Genomic DNA, 13,101 nt, shown 5'->3' on the forward strand with positions numbered 1-13,101 from the left:
CCAACCTATTTCTGGCGCCGTTCGCCCACATGCAGAAAACCAGTGCAACGCTGCTGATCATCGACGACGACGACGTAGTACGGGCGAGCCTCGCCGCCTATCTCGAAGACAGCGGTTTTCGCGTGCTTCAGGCCAGCAACGGCCAAGCGGGTCTCCAGACCTTCGCACAGCAGCCCCCCGACCTCGTCATCTGCGACCTGCGCATGCCGAACATGGGCGGGCTCGAGCTGATCCGCACCCTCAACGAGCAAGCACCGCAGTTGCCGGTGATCGTCGTCTCGGGTGCCGGGGTGATGACCGATGCTGTCGAGGCGTTGCGCCTGGGCGCTGCCGACTACCTGATCAAGCCGCTCGAAGACCTCGCCGTACTCGAACTGTCGGTGCACCGCGCCCTGGAGCGCGCGCACCTGCAGCAGGAAAACCTGCGCTACCGCGAAAAGCTGGAAACCGCCAACCGCGAACTCGAAGCCAGCCTGCACCTGCTTCAGGAAGACCAGACCGCCGGGCGCCAGGTGCAGATGAACATGCTGCCGCAGAGCCCGTGGAGCGCTTCGGGCATCGCCTTCGAGCACCAGATCATTCCCTCGTTGTACCTGTCGGGGGATTTCGTCGATTACTTCCGCATCGATGAAACGCGTATCGCCTTTTATCTGGCCGATGTCTCCGGGCACGGCGCATCGTCAGCCTTCGTGACCGTCCTGCTGAAGTTCATGACCACTCGCCTGATGTTCGAATTCAAGCGCAACAGCAGCCTGCGTGATTTCAAACCGTCCGATGTGCTCGGCCACATCAACCGCGGCCTGATCAACTGCAAGCTCGGCAAGCACGTGACCATGGTCGGCGGCATCATCGACGAAGACACCGGCCTGCTGACCTACGCGGTTGGCGGCCACCTGCCGCTGCCGGTGCTGTACAGCCCCGGCCAGGCCCGTTACCTGGAAGGGCGCGGGCTACCGGTGGGGTTGTTCGAAGAGGCGACCTATCAGGACCATGTGCTGGAGCTGCCACCGCAGTTCAGCCTGACCCTGTTGTCGGACGGCATCCTGGACCTTTTGCCCGGGAGCACCCTCAAAGAGAAAGAAGCTGGCTTGCCCGAGGTGGTCAAGGCAGGCGGGGGCAGCCTGGATGGCCTGCGCCAACGATTCGGATTGGCTACGCTTGGGGAGATGCCGGATGATATCGCCCTATTGGTGTTGAGCAGGAACCTGCAATGAGTACTGGAAGAATCCAGTTTGCCGAAGAAGCCGGCACGTTTGTGCTGAAGTTCGTCGGTGAAGTGCGTCTGACCTTGTGCACCGCTTTGGATGCCACGATCGAGAAGATCTTCAGCTCGCGAAGCTTCTCCAACATCGTCATTGACCTCACCGAAACCGAGAGCATGGACAGCACCACGCTGGGCCTGCTGGCCAAGCTGTCGATCCTTTCGCGCCAACAGGTCGGCCTGCTGCCGACCGTGGTCACCACCCACCCCGACATCTCGCGCCTGCTGCAGTCGATGGGCTTCGAGCAGGTGTTCAACATCGTCGATCACCCGCTGCCGTGCCCGGAGTGCCTCGATGACCTGCCGCCGCAGGATCAGAGCGAAGATGTGGTGCGCGCCAAGGTGCTCGAAGCGCACCGTATTCTGATGGGCTTGAACGAGTCGAACCGCGAAGCGTTCCGCGATCTGGTGAATGCGCTGGAACGCACCTGAAACCAATGATCAGCGCCTGAAAAGCGGCTCGATGTGGTTGCTTCGGCACGCGCTCACGATCCGTCTAAATTCAGCCCGCTTCCGGCCTGTACGCGCTCAGTGTAGGAGTGGCCGGTCCGGCGCCCCGGTCAGCCGCCCTAACGCATGCAACCCATAACGCCAGACAACAACGCGACTGTAGCCATTAGGCCTGCTGCGCAGCCCATCGCGACTGAAGTCGCTCCTACATGTGCGCGTGGGCCGGGAGAAATCGTTCGTGCCAGCACGCCATCAAAATGGCAACTTCAGCTGCAAAGCGCGGCAGACCCTGCCTTCATGCCTTACCCACGAACTCCGTCTTCTCCCTCCCGTCCGAATTCAACTGATACACCCGCGCCGGCCGCCCATCCTCATCGAAAAACACCTGCCCCAGCCCCGCGCTGTTCCACAGCCGTTCCCCCGCCTGCCGGCTACTCGGCGTGCGCGGCTCCACCTGCATCTCACGGCGCTTGGTAAAGCCATTGAGCGGCGAGTGCGGCGAATACAGCCAGCGATTGAGCCGGTCCAGCACATCGAGCAAGCGCTTGGGGAACTGGTTCTTGATGCCGCTGCTGGTCACCTGCCACAGGTGCGGGCTGTGCTGGCGCTGGCGGATCAGCACTTCATAGACGAACGAGTAATGCACATCCCCCGAGAGAATCACGTAATGCCCCGGCGTGCGTGAGTGGCGGAAGATATTCAGTATGGTCTGCGCGCCCTCGCGATGGGCCATCCAGTTCTCCGCATCGACCAGCAGCGGATACCCCAGCCAGCTGAACACCCGCTGTACCGTTTCGATCAACTTCACCCCGAAGATCGGCGCGGGAGACACGATGACCGCCGAAGGATGATCCAGCAGCGCCTGCTGCAACTCGCACAAGCCCTCCCAATCCAGCAGCCCAGAGGGTTTGTGCGGTCGATCCTCGTTACGCCAGCGCCGGGTGCGCGTGTCGAGCACCAGCAAAGGCGGATCGCTGGCCAGCGCGTAGTGCCAGCCCTGAAAGCCCAGCAGCCGTTCGATCAGCGCATCGTGACGCTCGGCATTCAGCGTCTGCTTGGCGTCCAGTAGCTCGATGGCCGCCTCGACAAGCCCGCCACAGCGATCCGGATCGTTGCCCCAGCCCTGACACAACAGATACCCGAACAGCGCATTGCCAAGAATCTGCCGCGAGAACGGATGGCCATAGGCGGTCTGTTCCCACAGCAGCGACAGGTTCCAGTCATCGGTCACATCGTGGTCATCGAAGATCATCAGGCAGCTCAGGTGCGCCATCACCCGCGCCACCCGATCCAGCCCACGGGCAAAGCCCTCGATGTGCGGCAGCTCCTCGCCATAGCGCTGCTGATGCTGCGGCGCTAGCCCTGCGGGCATCTGCAGATCGACCAGCGTCCACGGCACCGGCGACCACACCAGCAGGTACATCGCCATCACCTCGGCAAAGCTCACCAGGTGGTTGTCCGCATTGGCCGAGGAAAAGATCGGCTTGCGCTTGCCGCCGAAGAACCGCCGCTTCAGCCCCTCGGTCCCCGCATGGCTGGGCAGCAGCTCCGCACGGCGGTAGTAGTAGGCAAGGTCGCCATGCAGCGCCTGAGTGTGGTCGATGCAGGCGTCCTCCAGCGTCTCATCGAACAGCCCGAGCCGCTCGATGAGCTGGTGGATTGCCCGCAGCATGGGCCCGGCCACATCGTCGGCATACACTTGATCGCCCGTCATCAACAGCGCAGCCGGTCGATCCTGCGGCGCCTCGCAGCCCAGCAGCAGCTCATCCGCGCACAGCAGGCCATCACGCGCCGGGTGGTGCGGCTTGCGGCAGGACCCATGCAGCAACTGATCGAAGCGCCCGCGCAACACCAGGTTCGGCTGCGACTCACCCGGGTAGAGCAGGTGCGCCGCCCAGTCCCGCACGCCGCCCAGACCAGGCATCTGCACGTCGTAGGGCAGCATAGTATCGACCGGCAGGGGCGCCGCGAAATGCACGTCCAGCAAGTGCACGAACGCCTCGCGCCCGACCGGCACCACGGTGCAGGTGGTCTCACAGGCTTGGCCCGGCATGCTGAACACCGGCGCAAGCGGCCGCGTGGCCACCAGCCAGATCGCCAGCCGAGAAGGTTCGAGACGCCGCAGCACAGGGCCGGCGAGGATACAGGGGAGGGGAGAGGTCATTGGGATTCAGAGGTTGAAAGAGGAAGAGGACAGTAGAGTCGAAGACAGTTTACAAAGCCGTGATACCCGATCGTGATCAGGGCCGCTTCGCGACCCACCACGCCTGACCAGGGCGCCTAACGAACCGCTGCAACAGATCGGCGCTGTTTTATAAGGCATCGACGCCGTTTTGTTGGAGCACCCGACCGGCTGCTCCAACAAGATCGGGATGGCTGTCCATGGTCACCCCAGCAGGAAAAACAGCCCCCTGCAGGTGCGGCTATTGCCGCGATGGGCTGCAAAGCAGCCCTGACCGATCCCAACCCCACATAACGGATCAGCACCACCGCATACACCCGTCGCTTATTTCTTCGCCATCACCGCTTCGAGTTTTTCCTGGTCACGGGCGAACTGACGAATGCCCTCGGCCAGCTTCTCGGTGGCCATGGCATCTTCATTGTGCGCCCAGCGGAACTGGCTTTCGTTCAATTGCTGCTTGGCCTCACCGGCATTGCCCGGCTGGAGGCGGCGCGGCAATTCGCCTTCGTCCTGGCCCAGCTTCTCCAGCAGTTCCGGGCTGATGGTCAGGCGATCACACCCTGCCAGTTGCTCGATCTGATTGAGGTTGCGGAAGCTCGCACCCATCACCACGGTCTTGTAACCGTTGGTCTTGTAGTAGTTGTAGATCTTCGTGACCGACTCGACACCCGGGTCGGCAGCGCCGGTGTATTCCTGGCCGGTACTCTTCTTGTACCAGTCGTAGATACGGCCCACGAACGGCGAAATCAGGAACACCCCCGCATCGGCACACGCCTGCGCCTGGGCGAAGGAGAACAGCAGCGTCAGGTTGGTCTGAATGCCTTCCTTCTCCAGCTTCTCGGCCGCGCGGATGCCTTCCCAGGTCGAGGCCAGCTTGATCAGCACGCGGTCACGGCCCACACCGGCTTTGTCATACAGCTCGATCAGGTGCCGCGCCTTGTTCAGCAGCGCCGCCTCGTCGAACGACAGCCGCGCATCGACCTCAGTGGAAATACGCCCCGGAATCGCCTTCAGAATCCCACTGCCCATCGTCACCGCGAACTGATCGCAGGCCAGATCGACGTTGCCCTTGGCATCCGCCTTGACCTTGCCCAGCAAGTCGGCGTAACCCGCGATGTCGGCCGCTTTGAGCAGCAGCGACGGGTTGGTGGTGGCATCGACCGGCTTCAGCCGAGTGATTGCATCCAGGTCACCGGTGTCGGCGACCACGGTGGTGAACTGCTTGAGTTGTTCCAGCTTGGAGGTCATGGCGTGCTCTTTCCTTTGCGAGTGCTCGACAGTACCCGACGCCCGTACTTCGCTCAAGGCGGTAGGGCAAGTCGGATCGGACTGTAGGCTTCGAGTCAGAGCGGCCCGGTCAGGTTCAGTTCACCGGCCTGCCAACAGCTCAGCGGCCTGATCCAGCACCACCAACGGCTGCGGATGCTTGTGAATGTCCGACGACAACAACTGCCGAAACCGCCGCGCCCCCGCAAAGCCCTGACCCAGCCCCAAAATGTGCCGCGTCACATGGTGCATCGCACCACCGCTTTCGATGTGCGCCACGATGTACGGCCGCAACTGCGCCAACGCCTCGGCCCGCGTGATCACCGGCGCCGCGCTGCCGAACAGCCGCTGATCCACCTCGGCCAGCAGGTACGGATTGTGATACGCCTCACGCCCCAGCATCACCCCATCGAAGGTCTGCAAGTGCGCCTCGCACGCGTCCAGCGTCTTGATCCCGCCGTTCAGCACGATCTCCAGGTCCGGGAAGTCAGCCTTCAGTTGCGCCGCCACGTCATAGCGCAGCGGCGGCACTTCACGGTTCTCCTTCGGCGACAGGCCCTCGAGGATGGCGATACGCGCATGCACGGTGAAGCTGCGGCAACCGGCATCGCGCACCTGACCGACGAAGTCGCACAGCTCGGCATAGCCGTCACGACCGTTGATGCCGATGCGGTGCTTGACCGTGACCGGCGTAGCGACCGCATCGCGCATGGCCTTCACGCAGTCAGCGACCAGCGCGGGGTGGGCCATGAGGCAGGCGCCGATCATGTTGTTCTGCACCCGGTCGCTCGGGCAGCCGACATTGAGGTTTACCTCATCGTAGCCGGCCGCTTCGGCGAGCTTGGCGCAGGCGGCGAGGTCCGCCGGGGTGCTGCCGCCGAGTTGCAGGGCCAGGGGGTGTTCGGTTTCGTGGTGCTGGAGGAAACGGTGGGCGTCGTTGTGGAGCAGGGCGCCGGTGGTGACCATTTCGGTGTAGAGGAGGGTTTGTTTGGAGAGGAGGCGCAGGAAGAAGCGGCAGTGGCGGTCGGTCCAGTCCATCATGGGGGCGACGCTGAAGCGGCGGCAGGGCTCAGGGTGCGTGGTTGCTGGCTTTGATTCGGTATTTAAGGGCATTGTGGCTTACGCGTTTATGTACCAATTTCCAGATTCGTTGAGCGGTTGAGGTGTGACATTGGTGAGCTGCACTACCTCAAACTGCGCTTGTATCACTGGAAGTCCTGGCAACGATCAGAGCAGGGGAAAGACTGACGATACGGTTAGCTGCACCGTCCAGATCAGTCTCAAGAAAAAATGGTGTTGTAGTCTATCAAGAAGCCCAGATCTTCGCCCGAAGCAGACTGTCCAGGCGTGGGCCAAGCGTAGTAAAACGGCGCTATCCGAGCCTGGCGCCGTTGATCGGGCCATAGGTCAGAGGCTAGCGGTCTGGCACATGATCGAGTGCTATCTGTTGCAGGCTTAGAAGTCGCGGCCCCTTGGGGAGAGTAAGCGGCGCACGCTTGGAGCCATCCAGTGCAGCCCCCTGGCCGGCGTAATCGACTCAGACGTTTCGCAGAAGGCGCTAGTCGACTACGCATTGTGAGGCATGAGCCGAGGGGATGATGCAGCGAAGCCGCAAACTGCTGGCAATGACCTGGCTCACTTTGGTTCGGTACTGTCGCTGGCTCGCGCTACCTGGGAATATGAGGCGAACCAAATGATAGCAGCTTGCAACCCATTCCAGCTTTTGTATAGGGCAGCAATCAGCCAAGAGTCGACCCGTGCAGCTTTGCACCTACAGTACGTATAAGCCTTTCTATATCTGCAGTAAATCAGGAGCTTGTCAGCGGCGTTGGTATAAATAAAAAGCGGCTACCAGACCTGCTAAGAGTGACTCGTTATCCTCGCCCAACTGTTTGAATGTTTTCAGCGATTTTCTAAGTATTTCAGATGCAACGATGAAAGTTCTCTTTCATCAAAGCGAAAACTGTCGGCCTGCTGTTCGATATGTAGGGCCGCGTGTTCAATGAACCGTTGGACGCGCCGAGGCATGTCAGGCTGATGAGCATGATAAAGAAAGATCGCGTAGCGCTGGCTAATGCTGTTGCAGAATAGAGGAACCAGTTCGCCGTTCCGTAGGTGAGGGGCGGCGATTATACCATCGATCATCCCTATACCCATGCCCGCCAAAGCCGCCTGCAGTTCTGTACCAACATCATTGGTACAGAATGAGACATGAACAGGCTCATACTCGGCGATGCCATCGACATTGAATTCCCAAGGAATGACCCGGCCGGTGTTTGGCCGCCGGCTGCCGATGCACGAATGATTGACTAGATCCATGCGGGTAACAGGAGCGCCGTGTTGATCCAGATATTTTGGAGAGGCGCACGCGATCAGTTGGAGTCGCAACAGCTCCCTCACCACGAGCTGACCTTCGGGGGAGAAACCTGATCGGAAGCCAACATCAATGCCGGCGCTCACGATATCTGTGTATCGATCCTCCGCAACCAGATCGAATTCAACAGCTGGATGAGCCTGCTGAAAGCTCTTGATCAGTGGCAGTATGAGGTTTTTGCATAAGCTCAATGGTGCTGTCAGACGGATGAGTCCTTGGTCAGAAGCAGTGGCCTGTCGAGTCTGTTCCCATGCCGATGCCAGGGCCGCAACCCCGCCTCTGGTTCGTTCGAGGAAGGTGCGCCCCTCTTCGGTTAGGCTGGAGTTCCTCCGCGAGCGCCTGAACAGCTGCAATCCCAGCTCAGTCTCCAACTGACGAACAGCTTTGCTAACCGCTTGAGGGGTTACACCTAGGACTGCGGCAGCCTTATAGAAGCTGCCCAGATCGGCGGATTTGATGAAGATTTCGATAGCTCGAAGACGGTCCATGGGCAACTCGTGGTTGTTTGTAAATAAGCATTTTACCTATTATTTGGTTGGCCATTGAAGGATAGGGTGTCACGCACCTCTCCAACAGTGAAGAGTCTTGGCATGAGCCGATCAAACATTGCAGGCAAAGTTGTCATCATTACGGGTGCCAGCAGCGGCTTGGGCGAGGCTACAGCGCGCCTCCTGGCTCGTGGAGGTGCACGGGTTGTTCTGGGTGCCCGGCGGCTAGCACGGCTTGATCAAATAGTCGCGGAGATTGCAGCTGAAGGCGGCCAAGCCATCGCAGTGCAAACCGACGTGACGCGTCAAGAGGATCTAAAAGCGTTGGCAGCCGCCGGCGTCGAGAGGTTTGGCCGAATCGACGTGCTGGTCAATAACGCAGGCATCATGCCGTTGGCGCCTATCAGTAAGCTCAGGGTTGATGAATGGGATCGCATGATCGACATCAACATAAAAGGCGTGCTTTACGGTATCGCGGCCGTATTGCCAGCCTTCGAGGCTCAGAGCAGCGGGCATATCATCAACATCTCATCAGTAGCCGGTATCAAAGTCTTCGCACCTATCGGCAGTGTCTACAGCGCTACCAAGTTCGCTGTACGGGCGATTGCCGAGGGGTTGCGTAGTGAGCTTGGCCATAACATCCGCTCAACAATCATCTCTCCCGGCGCGGTTGAGTCAGAGCTTAAACAGCACACCGGCGATAGCGCTACTGCGGAGCTGGTAGAAGGCTACTACCAAGCCAACCAGATTTCTTCCGCTGCAGTCGCTCGTGCTATCGCCTATGCCATCGAACAACCTCAGGACGTAGATATCAATGAAATTGTGATTCGTCCAACAGTCCAAGAGTTCTAAAGAGGAATAGACCATGACTAAACAAGTAATATCTCGGGTTTTGGCAACTGCTCAACTAGGTAGTTTGGAGCTAAAAAACCGTCTTGCTGTTGCTCCCATGACCCGCGTCACTGCCACTGAGCATGGAAGAATCACTGCAGTGATGCATGATTACTACTTGCGCTTCGCATTGGGTGGTTTCGGCCTGGTGACTACCGAAGGGCTTTATACCGACAAGAATTACTCTCAGGGATACGCATTCCAACCTGGCTTGGCTGACGACGACCAGGCGCAAGCATGGATCGCTACTGTGCAAGCGATTCAGGCCCAGGGCAGCAGATTCTTCGCTCAGATAATGCACTCGGGCGCGCTCAGTCAAAGTAACAGTTTCTGCACAGAAACCGTTGCGCCTTCGGCGATCAAGCCAAAGGGCCAGCAACTGAGTTTCTACTACGGGGCAGGCGATTACGCCGAACCGCAAGAATTGAGCAATCAGCAAATCACTGAAATCGTCGAGGGCTTCGTCAGCTCAGCGGCTCGCGCAGTACGTATATCGGGGTTCGACGGCGTCGAGATCCACGGTGCCAACGGCTATCTGCTTGATCAGTTTCTAAGCGCCGAGACAAACGAACGCACTGATCGGTGGGGTGGAACCACCCGTGGACGCGTCTCGCTGCTCACGGAAATCGTGCACAAGGTCAAACAGGAAATCGGTCAGTCAGCTCAGGTCGGGATCCGCATTTCTCAAGCAAAAGTGAACGATTTCACCAGTAAATGGGCGGGCGGTGAAGCTGACGCGCAGATCATCTTCAGTGCCCTTGCGCAAGCTGGGGCAGACTTTATCCATGTCACTGAGTATGACGCTTCAAAGCCAGCCTTTCCCGGCGGCCAGGACACCCTGGTGTCTCTCGCACATCGATACGCCCCTGGCGTTTCGATCATTGCCAATGGCGGTTTGGAAGATATCGAGAGTGCTGGCAAGGTGCTGGATGCAGGCGCGAGCGTACTGGCCATTGGCAAAGCGGCACTGGCTAATCCAGACCTACCAAACCGATTGGAAGCGCAGCTTGACCTACGTCCGTTCAGCGGTGATGTGCTACAGCCAATTGCTAACATCAAGGAAACCGAGCTCACGATCAAGCTGACGCGCTCACGTAAAACACTTCGCCTGAAGATTCCACAGTGGCAAGGTGGTGACAACCCGCCTACTGGATTCGGCGCAGAGCTACTCGCTTTCCTGGCACCAGCCAGTGCTAGCCCTCTGATCGAGATTCCGGTAAGACCCTATAAGGGGCAGGAGACGGTAGTTGATGATGGCGTAGCCCATCGTGAAGCGATCATGGAGCAGCTCCAGGCAACATCTGAAGTTCTTAATCACTATCGGCCAGATCGTGTTGTGGTCTTTGGAGGCGACTGTCTGGTCGACCAGGCCCCATTCGCTTACCTCAACGAAAGGTATAACGGACAGCTTGCTATCCTTTGGATAGATGCGCACCCGGATATCAAAAATCCGAAAGAGTATTGCAACGCCCACACGATGGTACTTGCCAACCTGCTGGGTGAAGGAGACGCAATGCTAGCTGCCGAAGTAAAGGTACACATTGATCCGAAGAAAGTGATGTTTGCTGGGCTGCGGGGGGATGGTCTGACGCCCCAGGAAGCTGACTTCATTGAGCGCCATAGCCTAGAAATTGCCACACCGCAAGCGCTTAGCTTGTCCAGTGAAAGCGTGCTGGAGTGGATCCGTCTCAACGAAGTCGAGCATCTAGCTATCCATTTCGACTTGGATGTTCTGGACCCAACTGAGTTTCGGTCGGTGTTTTTCGGTGAGCCTAATCCGGCGAGCGATCCTTATGAGGCATTCCCAGCGGGAAAAATGAGCGTGGCCCAGGTGGTGCGATTGATCCAGGATGTGTCTAGGGCGACTGATGTAGTAGGTCTAGGTATTACCGAACATCTGCCATGGGATGCCATCACGCTCAAGGAGATGCTTTCTGACATCCCGATTCTCTCGGGTAATGAAACGGAATCGCTCCCTGGTGATCAGAATCCCTCATAAACGAAAGGAGATGCGACAGCAGATGGGTGGGTGAACGTCGCCTGCTTCAATATCAGCTCAAGGCCGATTGCTACACTTCACGACGGCAGCAATCAGTCCGTCAGCCGCGCGCCCTTGTAGTGGTCTACTAACCCCGGACACCCATTTAGGCGAGAATGCTCGCCACAGAGAGGTGTCTGATGACCAAGCAACGCCGTACCTTTACCCCTGAATTCAAGCGCGAAGCTGCCTGTCTGGTGCTCGACCAAGGCTATAGCCATGCCGAAGCTGCACGCTCGCTCGGCTTGGTGGAGTCGGCCCTGCGCCGGTGGGTTAATCAGCTTCAGCAAGAGCGCGGCGGCATCACGCCGGCCAGCAAAGCGTTGACGCCAGAGCAGCAAAAAATCCAAGAACTGGGAGCTCGGATCACGCGCCTTGAACGCGAGAAGTCGATACTAAAAAAGGCTACCGCGCTCTTGATGTCGGAAGATCTCGAGCGTACGCGTTGATCCGTCAGCTCAGCGCCCATGAGCCCGTTGATTGGTTGTGCGAGGTGTTTGAAGTCACTCGCTCAAGTTACTACGCACATCGTCATAAAAGACGAACTCCGGACGTTGAGCGACTACGATTGCGCAGTCGAGTGAATGAGTTGTTCACGCAGGGGCGAAGTGCGCCCGGCAGCCGTAGCATCAAGACAATGATGCAAGAAGAAGGTGAGCAAATCGGGCGATTCATGGTGCGCAGCCTGATACGTGAACTGGCGCTGATCAGCAAGCATCCGGGATCACACGCCTACAAAAAGCGACGGTAGAGCGACCAGATATTCCGAATATTTTGAACCGGGCATTTGATGTCGAAGCGCCGAATCAGGTCTGGTGTAGCGACATCACTTACGTTTGGGCGCAGGACAAATGGCACTATCTGGCAGTTGTGCTGGATCTCTATGCACGCAGAGTAGTGGGCTGGGCCTTATCGGAAAAGCCGGACGCAGACCTCGTGGTCAAAGCGCTGGATGTGGCTTACGAACAACGTGGAAGACCTCAGGGCTGCTGTTTCACTCCGATCAGGGATCCCAATATGGCAGCCGTCAGTTTCGCCCAAGGCTATGGCGCTACCATGCGCCAAAGCATGAGTCGCCGAGGCAACTGCTGGGACAATGCACCGATGGAGCGAGTATTTCGCAGCTTGAAATCAGAGTGGATACCGACCACGGGCTACATGACCGGCCTGCAAGCTCAGCGAGACATTAGCCAGTACCTGATGAATCACCACAACTGGATCCGACCTCATCAATTCAACGATGGACTGGCTCCGGCGAAAGCTGAAGAAAAACTCAAAACCGTGTCCGGGATGAGTTGACCACTACATGCTGAAGATTGTCCCCGACCCGCCGCCTACCGCTTCATTGCTTTCCCAGCGCACTGTCCTGCTGCGCCACCCTCATAAGCCTGCCCTTCGCTGTCGCTATCCACGCTCTGGAACGGTCCTCAAGACTCATCGCCATTTGCAACGTAAGGGACGGCAGGCGCCGGCTTTCGGTTAGGCAAATAGCAGCCAATCTTCCAAGAACGGTCTAAGCCAGGGTGCGCTGCATTCGTCGGGCCATCCTGGCATTGAGCAGGTACGTCACGTATGAATACCCCTTCCTCCAGATCTTCAAGCCCAACAACCCAGTCCATCGGCTCAGCCACCTTCGGCGAGGGTGCCAAAGGCCTCAGCACACATCGCCTTTTCAAAGTCCAACCCGGCCACGACCACCAGTACTTACTGGAACAAACCAGCATCCTAATGAACTGCGTTTACCGCCTGACCCTCGAAGCAAGCCTTGAGCGCAACGATGCTTTGATCGTCGCGGCCCATCACTTGAGTGGCATGGCAAAAGCGTTGATCGAAGATATCGCCATGGCACAAATGCTCGCTCCCACTGCAAGCCAATGACGCATGCAGCGTCGCAGAGGCTTGAAATCACGCATTCGGATTCAGCATCAGCCCCCAGCATGCTCCATGTCGTTGCGAGGGCGTCTTGGCTTGAGGTTGCCCGGCATGGAGCTGCTTTTTAGCCTCCTCACAGGTCAATCCGTTTCGACCGGTACGCGTGCTCTGTCGGTGAGCGGGGCGGGCGCAGGTAGGGGTATCCGCCTGAACTTCGCACGTCCTGCGCAAATCTCACGTTATAGCTTGCGAACTCCGGCACACCCAGGCACTAGCGGG

Annotated in this window: 11 protein-coding genes and 1 pseudogene; 8 read left to right on the plus strand and 4 right to left on the minus strand. The window is 58.7% G+C overall.

The window, feature by feature from the left end; genetic code table 11:
* Window positions 1–29: 29 nt before the first annotated feature.
* Window positions 30–1,214: a two-component system response regulator RssB gene (rssB, locus tag SJI00_RS03280; protein WP_322460301.1), complete on the plus strand. Its 1,185-nt coding sequence runs from the start codon at window positions 30–32 to the stop codon at window positions 1,212–1,214.
* Window positions 1,211–1,693: an anti-sigma factor antagonist RssC gene (rssC, locus tag SJI00_RS03285; RefSeq protein ID WP_322460302.1), complete on the plus strand. Its 483-nt coding sequence runs from the start codon at window positions 1,211–1,213 to the stop codon at window positions 1,691–1,693. Before rssB ends, rssC begins: the two co-directional genes overlap by 4 nt.
* Before the next feature lie 313 nt (window positions 1,694–2,006).
* Here rssC and SJI00_RS03290 read toward each other — a convergent pair whose 3' ends face one another.
* The 4 genes from SJI00_RS03290 to SJI00_RS03305 form a co-directional block, all read right to left on the minus strand.
* Window positions 2,007–3,875, minus strand: coding sequence for a metallophosphoesterase family protein (locus SJI00_RS03290; RefSeq protein WP_322460303.1), 1,869 nt, complete (start codon window positions 3,873–3,875; stop codon window positions 2,007–2,009).
* Between the two features lie 342 nt (window positions 3,876–4,217).
* Window positions 4,218–5,141: a transaldolase gene (gene tal / locus SJI00_RS03295; protein WP_322460304.1), complete on the minus strand. Its 924-nt coding sequence runs from the start codon at window positions 5,139–5,141 to the stop codon at window positions 4,218–4,220.
* 120 nt (window positions 5,142–5,261) lie between these two features.
* On the minus strand, window positions 5,262–6,272 hold the full coding sequence (dusA, locus tag SJI00_RS03300) for a tRNA dihydrouridine(20/20a) synthase DusA (protein ID WP_322460305.1): 1,011 nt from the start codon (window positions 6,270–6,272) through the stop codon (window positions 5,262–5,264).
* Window positions 6,273–7,061: 789 nt separating this feature from the next.
* Window positions 7,062–8,021, minus strand: coding sequence for a LysR family transcriptional regulator (locus SJI00_RS03305; protein WP_322460306.1), 960 nt, complete (start codon window positions 8,019–8,021; stop codon window positions 7,062–7,064).
* Between the two features lie 102 nt (window positions 8,022–8,123).
* Here SJI00_RS03305 and SJI00_RS03310 point away from each other — a divergent pair, with 102 nt between their 5' ends.
* The 6 genes and pseudogenes from SJI00_RS03310 to SJI00_RS03335 all read left to right on the plus strand — a co-directional run bounded on the left by SJI00_RS03310 (window position 8,124) and on the right by SJI00_RS03335 (window position 12,828).
* Window positions 8,124–8,873, plus strand: a complete 750-nt coding sequence (locus tag SJI00_RS03310; RefSeq protein ID WP_322460307.1) for an SDR family oxidoreductase — start codon at window positions 8,124–8,126, stop codon at window positions 8,871–8,873.
* Window positions 8,874–8,886: 13 nt separating this feature from the next.
* A pseudogene (locus SJI00_RS03315) lies at window positions 8,887–9,984 on the plus strand (NADH:flavin oxidoreductase); the annotation flags it as partial.
* A 204-nt stretch (window positions 9,985–10,188) separates the two neighbouring features.
* Window positions 10,189–10,911: an arginase family protein gene (locus tag SJI00_RS03320; RefSeq protein WP_416220992.1), complete on the plus strand. Its 723-nt coding sequence runs from the start codon at window positions 10,189–10,191 to the stop codon at window positions 10,909–10,911.
* A 179-nt stretch (window positions 10,912–11,090) separates the two neighbouring features.
* Window positions 11,091–11,399: a transposase gene (locus SJI00_RS03325; protein WP_322460308.1), complete on the plus strand. Its 309-nt coding sequence runs from the start codon at window positions 11,091–11,093 to the stop codon at window positions 11,397–11,399.
* A gap of 325 nt (window positions 11,400–11,724) precedes the next feature.
* Window positions 11,725–12,249, plus strand: coding sequence for an IS3 family transposase (locus SJI00_RS03330; RefSeq protein WP_322460309.1), 525 nt, complete (start codon window positions 11,725–11,727; stop codon window positions 12,247–12,249).
* A gap of 273 nt (window positions 12,250–12,522) precedes the next feature.
* Complete coding sequence (locus SJI00_RS03335) at window positions 12,523–12,828, plus strand: DUF3077 domain-containing protein (RefSeq protein WP_322460310.1); 306 nt, start codon at window positions 12,523–12,525, stop codon at window positions 12,826–12,828.
* Window positions 12,829–13,101: the final 273 nt, after the last annotated feature.

The organism is Pseudomonas gebzensis, from assembly GCF_034427815.1.
Lineage (GTDB): Bacteria > Pseudomonadota > Gammaproteobacteria > Pseudomonadales > Pseudomonadaceae > Aquipseudomonas.